Here is a 16,755-nt window from a genome sequence, read left to right as displayed (position 1 = left end):
CTGGAAAGCACCATGCATCCTGACCTGTGGCGTTTCGCCGAAGACATCTATCGCCGACCTGGCGTCGAGACCGCCTGCCTGCACCTGCAGGCTAGGGGTAGCGATATCTGCCTGCTGCTCTGTGGCGCCTGGCTAGGCCGCCGCGGCGTGGCCTGCAGCACCGAACGAGCCGACTGCCTGCGCGCCATAGCCCAACCCTGGCAGCGCGAGGTGGTCGGTGCGCTCAGACACGTGCGCCAGCAATGGCGCGCAGCCGCTCACCACGACAGCGCCCTGGCGGCGCTGCGCGAGCAGATCAAACAGCTTGAACTGGCGGCCGAACGCGAACAGCTGCAGCGCCTGGCGTCCTGCAGCCTTGATTGGCCAGGCGATACGGCCGAGGACATACGCACCTGGCTGCACGCCCTGGCCCCCGTGACCACGGCAGCCGAGCGCGACGCGCTGCATCTGCTGCACGCCATAGCCCGAGGTGTCTAGGACGAGGTCGGCGGGGTGCTGCCTGCAGGTACGGCGGTGGCCGCGACGGGCACTGCCGGCGAGCTGGCAACGGGAGCCGCCGCTGCGGGTTTAGTGGCCGCAGGCTTTTTCGCCGCCGGCTTGGCGGCAGCTTTAGTCGCAGGTTTCGCCACCGGCTTACTAGGCGCCTTGGCTGCTGCGGGCTTGGCGGCGGGCTGGGCCGCGCTGCTGGCAAGCGGCTTCCTCGCTGCCGGCTTGGCCGGGGCCTTGGCAACTGGTTTGGCGGCCGGTTTGGCAGGGGCAGCGGCGAGGGGCTTCGGCGCGGACTTGAGCGGCGCTTTGCTGGCCGGCTTGGCAGCGGCGCCTGCAGGCTTGCTGGCTGCGGCTTTGACTTTATTGGCAACCGGCTTGGCTGCAGCTTTGACGGCAGGCTTGGCCACGGGCTTGGCGACCGGTTTGCTAGCGACCTTGGCAGGCGCTTTGCTCGCCGCCGGTTTGGCAGCGGCTTTGGCTACCGGCTTTTTCGCCGCGGCCGGCTTGGCGACCGGCTTAACAACTGCGGGCTTGGCTTCATGACGGCCCAGGGCCTTGCTGGCAGCCTCCTTGACCTTGCCTACGCCCTGGGCGAGCTTGAGGCTTTCCTGGGCGTCACGCTTGAGCCCGACGATATAATTGCGGGTCTCGCTCTGCCGGTCCTTGAGGGTATCGAGCAACTCTTCCAGCTCGGCCACAGCGTCCTTGGCCTTGGCCTGTGCCTTGGCCTTGCCCGCCACTGCAGCATCCTGCAACCTGACGCGGGCGTTATGCAGTTTTTCCTGGGCCTTGCCGCGCTGCTTCTCCAGCTTGCCGAGCAGCTTTTCAGCATCGATCAGCGCTCGCGAGCAGGCATCTTCAAGATGCTCGAGCAAGCTGCTGGAGAGTTGATGGAGCAGGTGCAACGGGGTACTGACCGATTTCTTCTTGGTTTTCTTTGTGGCCGACATGGCGCGCCTCCGGGCGGGTGTAGATGCAGCTCATACTAGCAGCCTGCCGGAGAATAGTAATCGCCAGCAAATTGCAGGCTGGCTCAGAGGTTGTGAAAATATCGAGCACTGTAGCGATACCGTTCGCAGCAAGGCGCGCTGCGTGAAAAGCCGGGGAGCTTAGTGAGCTAAATGACCCTGCTTTTCACCTGCCGCAACGCCGCAGCGGGCGTCTGAAGGTGGCCGCAGTAGGCGAGAGTTTTTTCACAAGCTCTCATCCAAAGGAAGACCCAAAAACCGACCTGCCGGGCTTCCTGGACCGCTGCCTGCACGGCTCCGACTCACGGCCTGGAGTTGGGAGAACGATGGCGCGAGCACGCCCGAAAGATCGAATGCAGCGAGTGGTCGCTCGAGGGTATTCACGGACAGCGGGTGGCGACAATACAATCACTCGAACCGGCTAGCCCATGGCAACCGGCATCCCCGCCAACGCAAAGACCAGGCCCCGCTCGCTCGAGCAGGGCAAGCCGGCGGCGGATGATCGAACAGTTGCCACTCGAGCGTAGCGACTGAAACGGACTCGTCCGCGGTTGAAAAACCGGCTGCTAGACGGGAGCCGCGGCGGGAGCCTGCTGCTGATGTGCGTTATGCAGCACTTCGATCAGGCAGTCTTCCAATTCGAAACGTTCATGCAGCAACTGGCCCAAGCGCTGGAGCTCTTCGCCCAGGGACACGCTATCGTGGCAATCACCATTGTCGCAGCGGTCGTTGAACGTCAGTGCCACCTCGGTAATCACTTCGAGCCGCGGGTAGATCTGCTTGGCCAGGTCTAGGCCACGCTGATCACCAAAGGCCTTGGCTTCATTGGTCAGCTGTTCATAGACCTCGAAATGCCCGGCAGAGACATAATCGACCAAAATTTCGCAGAACCTCTGCAAGGGCTGCGCATTGGCAATAGGCGCTTGTGGGGAGTCGCTGATGGCCGTATAGGCCTTCACCAGTTCCTGGCGCTCCTGCAACCAGCGATCGATCAACAGGTGAACACCACCCCAACGTTCCTGGGCGTTCTGACAACTATCGAGCATGATGGCCTCACTTCCCTTATCGGTATTCTGTTATACGTCCGATCCGAGACGGTTTTTTGTCAATCGGTACATTGCATTGAAAAAACAATCACAAAACGGCAACTTTCCGGCGGTGCTTGCGAGCCAGATTATGCCCGCGAACCTGCGCCATCAAGGCGCTCGATCGAGAAAATTTCATACGAGCGTTTAATCGGCGTCCCGCACGGCGCCTGGCCTGTAGAAACTCAGGCAAAACACAACTCGACGCTTGCCTGCACTACAACATATGCAGGCCAACTTGCCCAGCGCGGGTTGAACAATCCGGCTCATTCCATGATCGACATCAAACCAATCGATCCAATATTAATAGCCCGCGACCTGCCCTGCCGCCCGCCAGCACCGGGGCAAATCCACCTATCGGCTGACGGCCGGCAGCCTCGCAGGCAAGGGCAGACTGCCCAGACGCTGATCGAGCAGCCCCAGCCCTTCCTGAAACAACCTATTGCTCTGCTCGGTTTCGCCCAACCGAGCCAATAGGCGCGCCAACTCCGCGCAGGTTTCCGGGTGGCGCTCAAAGGCCAGGCTGCTCTCGAAGTACTCCCTGGCCTTACCCCACAGCTGGTTCTGCAGGCACAACCGCCCGAGGGTCAAGAGCAGCGCGGCATCCCTGGGGTGCTGCTTCAGCCAGCCTTCGGCCGCTTGCAACTGGCGCCCCGGATCGCGCCCATGGAGCAAGCCGTAGAGGCGTACAAGGCGATTGTCATAGTTGCTTTTGAGCGCATGTTGCAGCAGCGCTTCGGCCTCGTGTTCGGCCCCCAGCACACGCAACTGCTCGGCATACACCGCCAGCAGCTCCGGGTCCTGACGTAGCGTCGAGGAGAGCTGCTGCCAGGCCTGCGCCAGCGTCGCCAGGGCACTTTCGGCGCCGCCTTCGTCGATCTTGCCCGCAACGGCCAGGCGACCACGCCAGGCTTGCAGCTCCAGCTCATGCAGCTCGGCCGCGCCCAGCACTTTCTGCTTGCGCAGTTCCGGCAGCAGGCCGAGCAGCTCCGACCAGGCGCCAGTCTGCTGGTACAGGCGCTGCAACTTGCGCAACACCTGACGGTGGTGCGGGTGACGCTCAGACATCGCCTCCAGGGTGTCGCGCGCCGCATCGGCCTGACCGCGCTCCTGCTGCAATTCGGCATGGCTCAGGGCGATGGCCAGTTCAGCATCCGGCAGGCGCTTAAGCGCCTGCTCCAGCAAGGCATCGCTGTCCTCGTACTGCTCCAGCTTGTGCGCTGCGCGGGCCGCCCCCAGGTAATGCATCAGCGGCTGCGCCTCAACCTCGGCGGCCCGGCGCAAGTGACGCAGAGCCCGCACCCAACGCCCCTCGGCCAAGTCGAGAAACCCCTGCTCACAGGCCTGGCGTACGCGTCGACTGCGGTGCAGACCCGACCAAGGGTTGACCAGGCCCACCGATACCAACACCAGGCGCAACAGCAGACGCAGCAGATAGAACGCCAGCCAGACCACCGCGATCAGCGCCAGGAAAGCCCACAAGCTCGATTCGTAGCGAAAGCCCTGGTAGGCGAACAACACGTAGCCCTTGTGCTCGGCTACGGCCAGGGCGAGCAACGCCAGCCCCGCGGCGACCGCCAACACGACCAGTAGCAGATAGACGCGCTTCATGGGCGGGCCTCCTCCACACTCGGCAGGGCCTCTGCCGGAGCTTCATGCTCGACCCGTTGCCGGGCCGACTGCTTGCGCTGGATATAGGCTTGCACCGCGTTGAGCGAACCACTCAGATCCGGCGCGGCCACCTCGACTGGCTGCTCGAGCAGCTCCTCGATGCGCGCACGCAAGGCACGGCTATTGGGGTTGTCCAGATCGAAATGCGCATCCAGCACCTCGCGCGCCTGCACCAGCGACTGCCGATACACCGGGGTCTGGCCATGCAGCGCCGCCCACTGCGCCTGCTCCAGGGCCAGACTGAGAGCCAGGCGCACCTGCGTCAGGCTCTGCCCGGCGAGCAACGGACGAATATTCTCGTCGGCGCTGAAATCGATACGGAAATACTGCGACAGGGTCTCGAGCCACTCGGCCCACCAACTGCTGCCATCGCCCTCGGCGGCCAGATCACTGAGCACCCCATCGGAACCGACGAAGGCTGGGTTCAGCGCATGCAACTGCGCCACCTGCTCGCGCAACGCCGCCAGCTGCAGGAACAGCCCGGTGCGATCGGGATTGACGGTTGCACGCAATGCCTCGAGGCTCTTGGCCAGTTGCGCGCGCGCGGCGAAAGCGGCGGGATCGTCCTGCCCGCGAAGAATCTCGTCGGCACCCTGCACCAGGGCAGTGGCGCTGTTGATGTCCTGCAGGGCCGACAGACGCAGGCTGGCAAGACGCAACAAATGCTCGGCCTCGGCCAGGCGCCAATCCTGACGACTGGCACCGAGGACCGTTTCCAGGCGCTGATTGAGCAGCTGTTGATCGCCTTGCAGCTGCGCGATCAGGCGGCGGCGAGCATCCAACTCATCGGCGCCGGGCAATTGCTGCAGGCGAGCATCCAGCGCCTGGGTGCGCTGGGCCAATGCTTCGGTCTGGCTGCGCGCCTCCTGCAATTGACCGAGCTGCTGCTGCTCGCGCATCTCCAGACTGCGCAACTGCCACAGGCTCCAGCCAGCCGCCGCCACGCCGGCCGCGCCCAGCAACAGCGCCAGCACGACCAGGCCGTTACCGCGCGACGCGGGTTTTGCCGTCGGGGTTGGCGGCGCAGCAGGGGGCGCCTCCGCTACCGGCGGTTCTTGCTCTTTCGGGGTAGTCGCTTCGCTCACGTATCCATCCTATGCATCAGAGGTCGGGGGCAGGTTGCGCCTGCAACGCCGCCAACAACGCCACGGCACTCGCGCCGCGACAGTCCACAATACTTTCGGCGCCAGCCGCCCGCGCCTGCTCAGCCACACGCGGGCTGGGTACGAACAAGGGTAGTCGAGCCAGTGATGGCCAGTGCTCGCCGGCCAACTCGAGCAAATGGCTGAAACCCTGCCCACTGCTGACCACCAGGCCATTCAAGCGTTCTGCCCGCACCCGCTCGGCAAGTGCCGCTGGCGGATAGTGCGGCAACAGGCGACGGTACAGTGACAGATAGTCGACCGCCACGCCCTGAGCGCGCAAGCGTTCGGCGAGGAGTTCGCGGCCACCCTCGCCGCGCAGAATCAGCACCCGCGGCGTGTACGCCGCCGCCAATACCCGCTGCAACTGCGGCAGCGCAAGCAAGGCCTCGCTGTCATCGCCCTGTTCGGGGTAATGCACGGGCAGGCCATAGTCGTCGAGGATTTCGGCGGTGGCCGCGCCGACACTGAACCAGAGCGGCGCGGCCGGCGGCTGCGGCCAATAACGGTCGAGCAAGTCCAGGCCCAGCCGCGCAGCCGGTTTGCTCACCACGATCACCGCACAGTAGCGATCGAGTTCGAGAATGGCCGCACGCTGCTCCGGCGTCTCGGCCAGGGCCTCGATCGCCAGCAATGGCAGGCTGCTGCTGTAGACCCCCTGCTCGGCCAGGGTCGCGGCCAGGGCAGCGCACTCCTCGGCCGGGCGGGTCAACAGCAAGCGCCAGTTACTCACTCGGGATCGGCCTCACCGTAGACGGCCTGCAGGATGTCTGCGGCGCCCTGCGCCAGCAGCGCCTCGGCGACCTGCACGCCGAGTTGCTCGGCCTGCGCCGTCGGAGCACGACCGTCCGCCCGCAGCAGCAAGCCGCCATCGGGCTGGCCAACCAGGCCACGCAACCACAATTGCTCGCCCTCGAGCAGCGCATAGCAGGCGATCGGCACCTGGCAGCCACCATTGAGCCGCTTGTTCAGCGCCCGTTCGGCGCTGACGCGCACGGCGCTATCGCGGTGGTTCAACGGTGCCAGCAGGCCATGGATCCAGGCATCGGCACTGCGGCACTCGATACCGACCGCGCCCTGCCCGCCGGCCGGCAGACTGTCCTCGACACTGATGGAGGCGCGAATGCGCGCGGCAAACCCCAGGCGAATCAGGCCGGCAGCCGCGAGGATGATGGCGTCGTACTCGCCGGCATCCAACTTGGCCAGGCGGGTATTGACGTTGCCACGCAGGAACTGGATTTTCAGGTCGGGGCGACGGGCCAGCAGCTGCGCCTGGCGGCGCAAACTGGAGGTGCCGACCACGCTGCCGACGGGCAGCGCATCCAGACTGTCGAAACGGTTGGAGACGAAGGCGTCGTGCGGATCCTCGCGCTCGCAGATGCAGTACAGGCCCAGGCCTTCGGGGAAGTCCATGGGCACATCCTTCATCGAATGCACGGCGATGTCGGCCTCATTCTCAAGCAGGGCGGTTTCCAGCTCCTTGACGAACAACCCCTTGCCGCCGATTTTCGCCAGCGGCGCGTCGAGCAGCTTGTCGCCGCGGCTGACCATCGGCACCAGGCTGACTTTCAGTCCCGGATGAGCCTGTTCCAGACGGGCCTTGACGTGTTCGGCCTGCCACAGGGCCAGGGCGCTTTTACGGGTGGCGATACGGATTTCGCGGGGCATGGGGCAATTCCAGAAAACGAATTGCCGAGGATAATAACAGGGTCACAAGCCTCAAGCCTCAAGCCCAGGAGGCTGGGGTTTGGCCACGTGCGCACCAATCTTCGCTATTCACTTGCCGCTAAAGGTTATGCATCAACTTGCGCACCCCGGCCACATGCCGGCGACTGACGATCAGCGCATCGCCATTGAGGCCCTTGAGGAATAGCTGAAAGTGCCCGAGCGGGGTGCGTTGCAAACGCTCGATGCGCTCGCGGGCGACCAGGGCGTTGCGGTGGATGCGCACGAAGCGATCGCCGAACTCGTCTTCCAGCGCCTTCAGCGGCTCGTCCAGCAGCACTTCGCCGCCGGCATGGCGCAGAGTCACGTATTTATGGTCGGCGATGAAGAAGATCACCTGGTCGAGCGGAATCAGCTCGATGCCTTTGCGCGTTCGCGCACTGATATGGCTGCGCGGGCCGACACCGCTTTCCGCCGCGGGACGGGTCAACGCGGCGAGTTGCACACGGTTTGGTCGCTCGGCCTTTTTCAGCGCCTCGCTGAGGTGCTCCGCGCGCACCGGCTTGACCAGATAGCCCACCGCACTGACCTTGAACGCCTCCAGGGCGAATTCGTCATGGGCCGTGCAGAAGATCACCGCGGGCGGCGCTTCGCGCTCGCAGAGTTTGGCGGCGACCTGCAGGCCATCCATTCCCGGCATGCGGATATCCAGCAACACGACATCCGGCTTCAGGCTGTCGATCAGGGTCAGGGCCTCTTCGCCATTACTCGCGGACGGCTCGAGGACACGGTAGCCATCGAGCTCACCGACCATGCGGCTGAGGCGCTCACGGGCCAGGGGTTCATCATCGACGATCAGGACATTCATAGGGCACGGGCTTCCTGCGTGAGTCTCGCACAAGGATAGCGTAGACAGGTGAAGTGGCGGCCGTCACGGCGCTCCACGCTGAGACTGGCCCGCGGCCCGAAAAGTGCCGCAAGACGCGCATCGATATTGCCCAGCGCCTGGCGCGTCCCACGCGAAGGTGGCTGTTCGCCTTGCTCTTCATAAGGGTTGCTCACGCATAACTGGAACACCCCATTGGTATAACTCGCCTCGACACGCACCAGGCCACCCTCGATGCGCGGCTGGATCCCGTAGATCAAGGCGTTCTCCAGCAACGGCTGCAGCGTCAGCTGCGGAATCGGCAAATCGTTCGGCACATCGACCACCTCCCATTGCAACTGTAGTCGCTCGCCAAGGCGATAGTGCTCAATCGACAAATATCGCTTGGCCAGTTCCAGCTCCTCGCTCCAGGGCACCAGGCTGCCCGGCTTGGCCAGGCTGGCGCGAAACAGGTCGGACAGATCCAGCACCGCCTGCTCGGCCTTGAACGGATCGACCACCACCAGGCTGGCGATACTGTTCAGGCTGTTGAACAGGAAGTGCGGGCGGATCCGCGCCTGCAAGGATTCGATGCGCGCGCGCAACTCGGCCTGCTCCTGCCGACGCCATTGGCTCTGCAGATAGAAATAGCGTAGCAGCAGCGCAGACATGATCATGCTGATCAAGGCATGCCGCAGGTAAAGATTGACCTCGCCAGCATGTGGCAGCGGCCCGCCGAGGTCGTAATAATCGGCTACGGCGGTGCAGGCGAGCGTCAGGCCGACCACGATCAGGCAGCACAGGCCGCCGGCCAGCGCCGCACGCCAGCGCGCCAGCAGTGGCCGCAACCGGCACAGCAGGGCCGCCGACAGCAGCAGGATCCACTGCACGAACAGCGAGGTCAGCGCCAGGCGCACCCAGTCGAAGCCCGGCAGCATTGGCTCGGCCAGCACCAGCACCAGCACCAGCAGCTCGGCCAGCAAGACCATGCTCAGCAGCGCTTCCGGCTCGCACAGTTCCGGGACGAAGAAGTCGTCGATGGGCGCCGGCGGATTTTTATTGTTCAACCATTGAGTATCCATCGGCGCAGTTTCCCTGTGGCCCGGCCGGGCGGCAAGCGCGCCAGCCCCAGTCGGGCAAAATAAAACGCTTGAATACAGCCGGCCTCGGCAAACTGTGATCCGCACAACACCGCCCACGCCATGGTCGTACGCCTCGACCGACAAACCGACGCGGCGATTTTGCCCGCCAGCCTGTTATTATCGGCAGACTTTTCCGCCACGCTGGCCGCCACCTGCGGCCCGCCTGTTTTTTAGCGCACCAGCCGAGCGAAGCCCATGAGCACCGAAAAAACCAACCAATCCTGGGGCGGCCGCTTCAGCGAGCCCGTCGACGCCTTCGTCGCCCGCTTCACCGCCTCCGTCGAGTTCGACAAGCGCCTCTATCGCCACGACATCATGGGCTCGATCGCCCACGCCAGCATGCTGGCCAAGGTCGGCGTGCTGACCGACGCCGAACGCGACAGCATCGTCGACGGCCTGGGCCAGATCCAGAGCGAGATAGAAGCCGGCCAGTTCGACTGGCGCGTCGACCTGGAAGACGTGCACATGAACATCGAGGCGCGCCTCACCGACCGCATCGGCGTCACCGGCAAGAAGCTGCACACCGGCCGTTCGCGCAACGACCAGGTGGCCACCGACATCCGCCTCTGGCTGCGCGACGAGATCGACCTGATCCTCGGCGAGATCACCCGCCTGCAGCAGGGTTTGCTGGAGCAGGCCGAACGCGAAGCGGCGACCATCATGCCCGGCTTCACCCACCTGCAGACCGCCCAGCCGGTGACCTTCGGCCACCACCTGCTGGCCTGGTTCGAAATGCTCAGCCGCGATTACGAGCGCCTGGTCGACTGCCGCAAGCGCGCCAACCGCATGCCGCTCGGCAGCGCCGCGCTGGCCGGCACCACCTACCCGATCGACCGCGAAATCACCGCGCAACTGCTCGGCTTCGACGCCGTGGGCGGCAACTCGCTGGACGGCGTGTCGGATCGCGACTTCGCCATCGAATTCTGCGCCGCCGCCTCCATCGCCATGATGCACCTGTCGCGCTTCTCCGAAGAGCTGGTGCTATGGACCTCCGCGCAGTTCCAGTTCATCGACCTGCCCGACCGCTTCTGCACCGGCAGCTCGATCATGCCGCAAAAGAAGAACCCCGACGTCCCCGAGCTGGTGCGTGGCAAGACCGGCCGGGTGTTCGGCGCCCTGACCGGCCTGCTGACCCTGATGAAGGGCCAGCCGCTGGCCTACAACAAGGACAACCAGGAAGACAAGGAACCGCTGTTCGACGCCGCCGACACCCTGCGCGACTCGCTGCGCGCCTTCGCCGACATGATCCCGGCGATCAAGCCCAAGCACGCGATCATGCGCGAAGCGGCGCTGCGTGGCTTCTCCACCGCCACCGACCTGGCCGACTACCTGGTGCGCAAGGGCCTGCCGTTCCGTGACTGCCACGAGATCGTCGGCCATGCGGTGAAATACGGCGTCGACAACGGCAAGGACCTGGCCGAGATGAGCCTGGACGAACTGCGCCAGTTCAGCGATCAGATCGAGCAGGACGTGTTTGCGGTCTTGACCCTGGAAGGCTCGGTCAATGCCCGCGACCATATCGGCGGCACCGCGCCGCAGCAGGTGCTGGCCGCCGTCGCACGCGGCCAGGCGCTGCTGGGCAGTCGCTGACCGCTAGCCGGCTATCACGCGGTGCGTCCTGCGCCGCGTAAGCTCAGCCTTTGACCTTGGCCTGAGCCATCGCAATGAACGCCGCCATTGCCGCGTCTTTATCCGCGGCGATGCGTTTGACGTGCGGGTTCTGGTGGAGCAGCGCGAGCAGCTCCTGGGCCTCCGGGAAGTCGGCCAGCAGGTCGATAGCGAACAGCTTCTTCGCCACCCCGCACGCCAGGTCGATGCTGTAGAGGAAGTAGATATCGGCCAGGCTGAAGCTGTCGCCCGCCACATAGGGGCTAAAGCTGCCGTGCCGCTTGAGCGTGTCGATCCCGGCCAGCAGCTCGGCCTTGCACTTGCCTTTCAAGGCCGTGGAAATCTCCGCGCCGAAGAACGCCTCCGGGTAGCCGATCCGCGCGGGCAACTCGATATACAGCTCGATCTCCTTCATCAGTGCGCGCACCTGGGCGCGGGCGAACGGTTCGCCAGGCAACAACGCCTTGCCCTCGGCGCACTCTTCCAGATATTCGAGGATCGCACTGGTCTCGTTGATGAAGCCCTGCTCGACCCCCAGCACCGGCACCTTGCCGCGCGGGCTGATACTGAGAAATTCGTCGCTCTGGTTGCCGTAGAGGGTCACGACCTCGAACGCCAGCCCCTTCTCGAGCAGGGCCAGCTTGACCATATTGAAGTAGTTGCTCACGGCAAATCCGTATAGTTTGAACATGGTGACAGGCTCCAGGCCAGTGGATGGAAAGCTAGAGTTATAGCCCCTGGAAGGTCATGCCAGCCAGCCGAATCAAGCCAGTGAATGGCGCGGGCGCTGTCACGCTGGCACACTGCACGCTCAGCCCCCGGATAAGCCAAGCATGAGCGAACACGACGAAAACGAAGACGAGGCCTTTGCCGAAGAAGCGCTGATCCAGGCCATCGAGAATCAGCTCGAGGCCGCGCAGCCGCCTGCTGCCCTGGCCACCCTGAACAAGCTGACCCTGGTCGGCTACCCGCGTGGCGAAATCCTGCAGATGATGGCGATGGTGCTGGCCCATGAGATCAAGGCCATGCTCGACGAAGATCGGCCATTCGATGGCGCGGCCTACGAGCAAGCCCTGCGCGCCCTGCCGGAGTTGCCGAAAGAAATGCCCTGACGCCAGTCGCTTAGTCCTGCGCACAGCCTCGCGTCTCGCTACACTGCACACACCCGCGCCTCGCTTCATCCACGCGGGATCCAACCAGTCGGGCACAAGCGCTGCCCGGCCCCTGTTTACAAGAGCCTGGAGCACTTATGTCTTTTACCCCTGAGCTGGTTGCCGAACTGGATCTTCTCGCCCTGTTTAACCTGGGCAACACCCAGGAAGGCCTCAAGGTTCACCATGTTGCCGCCCCGCAAGCGATTGCTGCGGCCAAACGCCTGCACGCCAAAGGCCTGGTCACCCAGGAAGATGGCGGTTACCTGACCAGTCTGGGACTGGACGCGGCCGAACACGCGCAAGTCCTGCTGACCATTCTCAATGTGACAGAAACCGCCTGACCCGCCGGCACTGCCCACGCCGCCTGCGCAAGCGGGCCATGGCGTGGGCGAGATGGCGCTCCTACCCGCACCTCGCCACGACTGACTGGCCGTCGTGGTGCATTGCCCGCCGAGCCTGCGCATGAGCCTTACCGAGGAAATTCGACCGGATATCGATGACGGTATCGACCGCAAGGAACTGGCTCAACTGCGCGCGCGTTTTCTCAAAGTCAATGACGGTCGCCTGCAGCGCGCCATGCAGGCGCTGTCGACCCGCCAGCAACTGGTCCTGAAGTTGCTGCCGCTGCTGTTTCACGTCAATCATCCGTTGCTGCCGGGCTATGTGTCCGGGCTGACACCGGCCGGGTTGAGCGGCTTCGAGCCGGGCGACGATCTGCTCGCCGAAGCGCAGCGACTGACCCGTTCCTTCGTCTACAAGGCCCGCCGCGGCAACAGCGCACTGCCACTGCACGGGCTGTTCCTGATGGGCAGCCTGGGCACCCTGGCCCAGGCCGAGCACAGCGACATGGACCTGTGGGTCTGTCACGCGCCCGACCTCAGCCCCCGGGAAATCGCCGAACTGCGCAAGAAGTGCGAGCAGTTGGAGGCCTGGGCGGCGACCCAGGGCGCCGAAGCGCATTTCTTCCTGATCGACCCGCTGCGCTTTACCGTCGGCGACCGCGAGGCGCGGCTGACCTCGGACGACTGCGGCACCACCCAGCACTACCTGCTGCTCGACGAATTCTACCGCACGGCGATCTGGCTGGCCGGGCGCACCCCGCTCTGGTGGCTGGTGCCGGTGTACGAGGAGCAGCGCTACCATGAGTACATCGGCATCCTGCTGAGCAAGCGCTTCATCCGCGCCGAGGAGGTGCTCGACCTCGGCCACCTGGCGCAGATTCCGCCGAGCGAATTCATCGGCGCGGGCATGTGGCAGCTGTACAAGGGCATCGAGTCGCCGTACAAGTCGGTACTCAAGCTGCTGCTCACCGAGGTCTACGCCAGCGAACACCCCCAGGTGCAGTGCCTGGCGCTGCGCTTCAAGCAAGCGGTCTTCTGCAATCGCCTCGACCTCGACGAACTCGACCCCTACATCGTGGTTTACCGCCGCCTGGAGGAATACCTGAGCGGGCGCGGCGAAACCGAGCGCCTGGAACTGATCCGCCGCTGCCTGTACCTGAAGATCGACAAGAAACTCAGCAGACCGCCACGCGACCGACGCAAAAGCTGGCAACGCCTGCTGCTCGAGCGCCTGACCGCCGACTGGAACTGGAACAGCCGGCAACTGGCCATGCTCGACAGCCGCAGCCAGTGGAAGGTGCGCCAGGTCAGCGCCGAACGCCGCGCCCTGGTCAACGAACTGACCTACAGCTACCGCTTCCTCTCCCAGTTCGCCCGCAACGCCCAGGCCGGCAGCTCGCTCAACAGCCGCGACCTCGGCGTACTCGGCCGGCGCCTGTACGCCGCCTTCGAGCGCAAGGCCGGCAAGATCGAATTCATCAATCCCGGCATCGCCCCGGACCTGGGCGAAGACACCCTGACCCTGGTGCAGAGCCCCAGGAGCGAAGCCGGCGACGAGAACCAGTGGGCCCTGTACGGCGGCAGCCTCGGCCCTCAGGAATGGGCGGATTTCGCCCCGCTCAAGCGCGCCCGTGAACTGGTCGAGTTGCTTGCCTGGTGTCACCGCAATGGCGTGATCGACAGCAGCACGCGCTTGTCGCTGCAGCCTGGCGACAGCGACCTGAGCGAGTTCGAGCTGTCCAATCTGCTGGCCAGCCTGCAACAGATGATGCCCCTGCCGCTGCCGGCGATCGAGGAAAGCGCGCTGCTGCGCGCCAGCGTGCCGCGCGAGGTGCTGCTGCTGGTCAATGTCGGCATCGACCCGCTCAAGCAGCACAGCCAGATGAATGTGCACATGACCACCGGGCGAATCGATGCCCTGGGCTATTCCGGGGTGCGCGAGAACCTGATTCTGACCATCGACCAGGTCAGCCTGAACAGCTGGAACGAACTGCTGGTCAGTCGCTATGACGGCCCCCATGCCCTGCTCGACTGCCTACGCGATTTTCTCAACAGCCTGCCGGCCAGCGACGGCAAACCCAACCTGCGGGTGCGCTGTTTTTGCCGTAACCGCGCCACGACCATCGCCGAGCGGGTCGAGGAGCTGTTTCGCGACACCCTTGCCCACTTCGCGGGGCCGCAGCACAACCGCTACCTGCTGCAAATCAAGCAGCACTACCACCTGCTCGAACTGACCCCGGGAAAGGTCAGCCATACCGCACTGACCGACATGCCGGCGCTGCTCGAGTTTCTCGGCAAGGAACAGCCGGGCTACAGCCGACTGCACCTCGACCGCAACGCCCTGGAAGGCGACGACCTGGCCTTGATCCTGCCGCTCGGCCGCCCCGCCTGCATCCAGGTGTTCTTCCGTCGCCACGAAAACAGCGACCTGGCCGAACTGACCCTGCTCGACGAACACAACGCACTGTGGCGACAGAGCATGCCGTTTCGCGACGAGCAAAGCCTGCTGACGCCGCTGCAGCGCTTCCTGCAATCGCTGCTGTACCGCCGCAACGCCTTGCTGCCGCTGGACAGCCCGGCACCCTCGACTGCGCTGGAGGTGCTCTATTACGAACTGCTCCCGGCGGCGCCGCAGCGGGCCCGCCAGGTGGAGCTGCGCCCGGCGCCGCAAGCGCCGGTGAGCCACCCCTTCTACGACGTGCAGGCGATTGTCGAGCCGGTCGACGGCAAGCGCGCCCACGTGACCCTGTATTGCAACCACCGTGAGTTTTCCGAACTGGAATATGCCGGCGACCTGTATGCCGCCGTGGCCCGGCACATCCTCGCCCAACGCCGCGAGGGCGAGCGCTACCCGTGCTACATCACCGACCTGGATCTGTCTGCCGTACTCGGCGATGGGCAAGCGCAGACCGTTCACTACCTGCGCTACAAGGCCCGCCTGGAAGCGGCGCTCAATGCGGCACTGGATAAAGCCTGAACCAGCGGGCCGGCGGGCGGGCCGCCAGGCAGCGCTTCAGCGGTTGTATTCGCCGGCCGCTTCCGGCTGGTATTCCACGGCCAGCAGGGTCAGTTTCAACTCCTTGCCACCGGGCCCGACCCAGTCGATGTGCTGACCGACACTCAGCCCCAGCAGCGCGCTGCCCACCGGCGCGAGAATCGACACACAACCTTCCTTGCCGGCGTCCTGCGGGTAAACCAGGGTCAGGTGGTAGTCCTTGCCGCTGCTTTCTTCGCGACAATGCACCCGCGAATTCATGGTGACCACCCCGGCCGGCACCTGGTCGTGGCTAACCACGTCGGCCCGATCCAGCTCGGCCTGCAGGGCGACAGCGCCCGGGCCGAATTCTTCCAGGCTGTCGAGCAAACGCTCCAGACGCTGTAAATCGAGACGGGTAATGGTGATTGACGGTGCACTGGTCATGGTCAGCTCAACTCTCCTTAACTGGATGCATAAAAAGCAAAACCCCGTCTGATAGAGACGGGGTTTTTGCGCAGGTCAGGTCGACCGTATCACAGCCGTTCAAATAAACAAGGCCGCCCGATCAGCCTCGACGTTGCGACAAACGCGCCTGGGCAGCCTGACAAATGGCCTGCCGGCGTGCCGTGTCGGCACTGCCCCAGTCGAGAATTTCGTTGAGCGAACGGCCACAACCCAGGCATATATCGCACTCGTCCAGGCAGCAGCGCCGCACGCACGGCGAGGCGAGCAGCGGCGCAACCCGTTCGGGCTCCGCGCCGGAGCGGGGCTCAGAGCTCTTCGAACTCAAGGCTGGCTCCAGATTGCTCCAGGGTGATGCGGGCGAGCATTTCCCCCAGCAGTTCATCGCTGCTGTCGCAAATCCAGCGCTCGCTGGCTTCGTCGAAATCGAAGTGAAATCCGCCGGAGCGGGCCGCCAGCCACAACTGCCGGATCGGTTCCTGACGACTGAAGATCAGCTGCGTGCCATTCTCGAAACGCACGGTCAGCACACCCGCCGAGTTTTCCAGGTCGAGATCCAGGTCGCTGTCATCGAAAATGTCTTCTACCGCTTGCTGCACGGTATCGACCAGATCGTGAAAGCGGGCTTCGGTCAAACTCATTGCGGATGTCCTCGGAAAATTCAGGTAGTGCAGAAAAGCGCCAGACGCTCTGGGGCAAGGTCGCACGCGATTCAGACCAGAGCGCCCGGGCGCAACGCTAAAGGGTTGCAGCGCACGACCAGTAGTACGAGTCGAGCCGGCATCGAGCGCAGTATACAGCGCTCGGCGCACATGATCCGCAGCTCGCCCAGAATGCGGGCCAAGCCCCGTCGGACGGGAATCCCGGCACATAGGCAAGGCGCCGGGGGGTCGGTATACTCCGGCGCAATTATGCTTTTAACAAGGACTTCACCATGAAGCGGTTGTTTACTGCCCTTATCGCGCTTGTCGCCGTCGGTACCCTGCTTGCCGGCTGTGGCCAGAAAGGCCCGCTGTTCCTCCCGGAAGACAGCACGCCCGCGCCTGCACAAACCGAATAAGGACAGCTCATGAACGCCTTCACCTACCGCGACGGCACGCTGTTCGCGGAGGGCGTGGCCCTGTCCGCCATCGCCCAACGCTTCGGCACGCCGACCTACGTCTACTCGCGGGCGCACATCGAGGCG

General features: G+C 64.5%; 19 protein-coding genes. 7 read left to right on the top strand and 12 right to left on the bottom strand.

What is annotated here, in order from left to right:
• The first annotated feature begins 12 nt into the window (after positions 1–12).
• On the top strand, positions 13–477 hold the full coding sequence (locus ABZE94_RS07055) for a TIGR02444 family protein (protein WP_372874828.1): 465 nt from the start codon (positions 13–15) through the stop codon (positions 475–477).
• On the opposite strand, the gene ABZE94_RS07050 is transcribed toward ABZE94_RS07055, so the two are convergent.
• The 8 genes from ABZE94_RS07050 to ABZE94_RS07015 all read right to left on the bottom strand — a co-directional run bounded on the left by ABZE94_RS07050 (position 474) and on the right by ABZE94_RS07015 (position 8,952).
• Complete coding sequence (locus tag ABZE94_RS07050) at positions 474–1,439, bottom strand: AlgP family protein (protein WP_372874827.1); 966 nt, start codon at positions 1,437–1,439, stop codon at positions 474–476. The genes ABZE94_RS07055 and ABZE94_RS07050 overlap by 4 nt on opposite strands.
• 584 nt (positions 1,440–2,023) lie before the next feature.
• The gene (gene rsd / locus ABZE94_RS07045; RefSeq protein ID WP_372874826.1) at positions 2,024–2,503 is read right to left on the bottom strand and encodes a sigma D regulator; all 480 of its coding nucleotides are present in this window, start codon (positions 2,501–2,503) and stop codon (positions 2,024–2,026) included.
• A gap of 393 nt (positions 2,504–2,896) precedes the next feature.
• Entirely contained in the window at positions 2,897–4,153 is a 1,257-nt protein-coding gene (locus tag ABZE94_RS07040; RefSeq protein ID WP_372874825.1) for a heme biosynthesis HemY N-terminal domain-containing protein, read from the bottom strand.
• On the bottom strand, positions 4,150–5,298 hold the full coding sequence (locus tag ABZE94_RS07035) for a uroporphyrinogen-III C-methyltransferase (RefSeq protein ID WP_372874824.1): 1,149 nt from the start codon (positions 5,296–5,298) through the stop codon (positions 4,150–4,152). Before ABZE94_RS07035 ends, ABZE94_RS07040 begins: the two co-directional genes overlap by 4 nt.
• Positions 5,299–5,314: 16 nt before the next feature.
• The gene (locus tag ABZE94_RS07030; RefSeq protein ID WP_372874823.1) at positions 5,315–6,088 is read right to left on the bottom strand and encodes a uroporphyrinogen-III synthase; all 774 of its coding nucleotides are present in this window, start codon (positions 6,086–6,088) and stop codon (positions 5,315–5,317) included.
• Complete coding sequence (gene hemC / locus ABZE94_RS07025) at positions 6,085–7,023, bottom strand: hydroxymethylbilane synthase (RefSeq protein ID WP_372874822.1); 939 nt, start codon at positions 7,021–7,023, stop codon at positions 6,085–6,087. Before hemC ends, ABZE94_RS07030 begins: the two co-directional genes overlap by 4 nt.
• A 118-nt stretch (positions 7,024–7,141) precedes the next feature.
• Positions 7,142–7,888: a LytR/AlgR family response regulator transcription factor gene (locus ABZE94_RS07020; protein WP_372874821.1), complete on the bottom strand. Its 747-nt coding sequence runs from the start codon at positions 7,886–7,888 to the stop codon at positions 7,142–7,144.
• Positions 7,885–8,952: a sensor histidine kinase gene (locus ABZE94_RS07015; protein WP_372874820.1), complete on the bottom strand. Its 1,068-nt coding sequence runs from the start codon at positions 8,950–8,952 to the stop codon at positions 7,885–7,887. The genes ABZE94_RS07020 and ABZE94_RS07015 overlap by 4 nt, the downstream gene beginning before the upstream one ends.
• A gap of 270 nt (positions 8,953–9,222) precedes the next feature.
• On the opposite strand from ABZE94_RS07015, the gene argH reads away from it, so the two are divergent.
• Positions 9,223–10,617 carry an argininosuccinate lyase gene (gene argH, locus ABZE94_RS07010; protein ID WP_372874819.1) on the top strand — a complete coding sequence of 465 codons (1,395 nt, stop codon included), beginning with the start codon at positions 9,223–9,225 and terminating at the stop codon, positions 10,615–10,617.
• A 43-nt stretch (positions 10,618–10,660) separates the two neighbouring features.
• Here argH and ABZE94_RS07005 read toward each other — a convergent pair whose 3' ends face one another.
• On the bottom strand, positions 10,661–11,326 hold the full coding sequence (locus ABZE94_RS07005; RefSeq protein WP_372874818.1) for a glutathione S-transferase family protein: 666 nt from the start codon (positions 11,324–11,326) through the stop codon (positions 10,661–10,663).
• A 142-nt stretch (positions 11,327–11,468) separates the two neighbouring features.
• On the opposite strand from ABZE94_RS07005, the gene ABZE94_RS07000 reads away from it, so the two are divergent.
• From ABZE94_RS07000 to ABZE94_RS06990, 3 genes are all read left to right on the top strand, one after another.
• On the top strand, positions 11,469–11,747 hold the full coding sequence (locus ABZE94_RS07000; RefSeq protein WP_372874817.1) for a hypothetical protein: 279 nt from the start codon (positions 11,469–11,471) through the stop codon (positions 11,745–11,747).
• 137 nt (positions 11,748–11,884) lie between these two features.
• Complete coding sequence (locus tag ABZE94_RS06995; RefSeq protein WP_305255715.1) at positions 11,885–12,130, top strand: TIGR02647 family protein; 246 nt, start codon at positions 11,885–11,887, stop codon at positions 12,128–12,130.
• 121 nt (positions 12,131–12,251) lie between these two features.
• Positions 12,252–15,107, top strand: a complete 2,856-nt coding sequence (locus ABZE94_RS06990; protein WP_372874816.1) for a class I adenylate cyclase — start codon at positions 12,252–12,254, stop codon at positions 15,105–15,107.
• Between the two features lie 36 nt (positions 15,108–15,143).
• Here ABZE94_RS06990 and rnk read toward each other — a convergent pair whose 3' ends face one another.
• From rnk to cyaY, 3 genes are all read right to left on the bottom strand, one after another.
• On the bottom strand, positions 15,144–15,551 hold the full coding sequence (rnk, locus tag ABZE94_RS06985) for a nucleoside diphosphate kinase regulator (protein ID WP_372874815.1): 408 nt from the start codon (positions 15,549–15,551) through the stop codon (positions 15,144–15,146).
• A gap of 121 nt (positions 15,552–15,672) precedes the next feature.
• Entirely contained in the window at positions 15,673–15,954 is a 282-nt protein-coding gene (locus ABZE94_RS06980) for a DUF1289 domain-containing protein (RefSeq protein ID WP_372874814.1), read from the bottom strand.
• Positions 15,878–16,210: an iron donor protein CyaY gene (gene cyaY / locus ABZE94_RS06975; RefSeq protein ID WP_090499960.1), complete on the bottom strand. Its 333-nt coding sequence runs from the start codon at positions 16,208–16,210 to the stop codon at positions 15,878–15,880. The genes ABZE94_RS06980 and cyaY overlap by 77 nt, the downstream gene beginning before the upstream one ends.
• A gap of 293 nt (positions 16,211–16,503) precedes the next feature.
• On the opposite strand from cyaY, the gene ABZE94_RS06970 reads away from it, so the two are divergent.
• Positions 16,504–16,629: a lipoprotein gene (locus tag ABZE94_RS06970; RefSeq protein WP_372874813.1), complete on the top strand. Its 126-nt coding sequence runs from the start codon at positions 16,504–16,506 to the stop codon at positions 16,627–16,629.
• A gap of 9 nt (positions 16,630–16,638) precedes the next feature.
• On the top strand, positions 16,639–16,755 hold a 117-nt coding region (locus ABZE94_RS06965), incomplete at its 3' end, for a hypothetical protein (protein WP_372874841.1).

The organism is Pseudomonas sp., assembly GCF_041601375.1.
Classification (GTDB): domain Bacteria; phylum Pseudomonadota; class Gammaproteobacteria; order Pseudomonadales; family Pseudomonadaceae; genus Aquipseudomonas.
This window is presented reverse-complemented; position numbering and strand designations above follow the sequence as displayed.

Bases quoted from the DNA above. Each gene is read 5' to 3' on its own strand.
- ABZE94_RS07055 (WP_372874828.1), top strand. From the start codon at position 13: ATGCATCCTGACCTGTGGCGTTTCGCCGAAGACATCTATCGCCGACCT.
- ABZE94_RS07050 (WP_372874827.1), bottom strand. From the start codon at position 1,439: ATGTCGGCCACAAAGAAAACCAAGAAGAAATCGGTCAGTACCCCGTTG.
- rsd (WP_372874826.1), bottom strand. From the start codon at position 2,503: ATGCTCGATAGTTGTCAGAACGCCCAGGAACGTTGGGGTGGTGTTCAC.
- ABZE94_RS07040 (WP_372874825.1), bottom strand. From the start codon at position 4,153: ATGAAGCGCGTCTATCTGCTACTGGTCGTGTTGGCGGTCGCCGCGGGG.
- hemC (WP_372874822.1), bottom strand. From the start codon at position 7,023: ATGCCCCGCGAAATCCGTATCGCCACCCGTAAAAGCGCCCTGGCCCTG.
- ABZE94_RS07020 (WP_372874821.1), bottom strand. From the start codon at position 7,888: ATGAATGTCCTGATCGTCGATGATGAACCCCTGGCCCGTGAGCGCCTC.
- argH (WP_372874819.1), top strand. From the start codon at position 9,223: ATGAGCACCGAAAAAACCAACCAATCCTGGGGCGGCCGCTTCAGCGAG.
- ABZE94_RS07005 (WP_372874818.1), bottom strand. From the start codon at position 11,326: ATGTTCAAACTATACGGATTTGCCGTGAGCAACTACTTCAATATGGTC.
- ABZE94_RS07000 (WP_372874817.1), top strand. From the start codon at position 11,469: ATGAGCGAACACGACGAAAACGAAGACGAGGCCTTTGCCGAAGAAGCG.
- ABZE94_RS06995 (WP_305255715.1), top strand. From the start codon at position 11,885: ATGTCTTTTACCCCTGAGCTGGTTGCCGAACTGGATCTTCTCGCCCTG.
- ABZE94_RS06990 (WP_372874816.1), top strand. From the start codon at position 12,252: ATGAGCCTTACCGAGGAAATTCGACCGGATATCGATGACGGTATCGAC.
- rnk (WP_372874815.1), bottom strand. From the start codon at position 15,551: ATGACCAGTGCACCGTCAATCACCATTACCCGTCTCGATTTACAGCGT.
- ABZE94_RS06980 (WP_372874814.1), bottom strand. From the start codon at position 15,954: ATGAACTGCTGGGGGAAATGCTCGCCCGCATCACCCTGGAGCAATCTG.
- cyaY (WP_090499960.1), bottom strand. From the start codon at position 16,210: ATGAGTTTGACCGAAGCCCGCTTTCACGATCTGGTCGATACCGTGCAG.
- ABZE94_RS06970 (WP_372874813.1), top strand. From the start codon at position 16,504: ATGAAGCGGTTGTTTACTGCCCTTATCGCGCTTGTCGCCGTCGGTACC.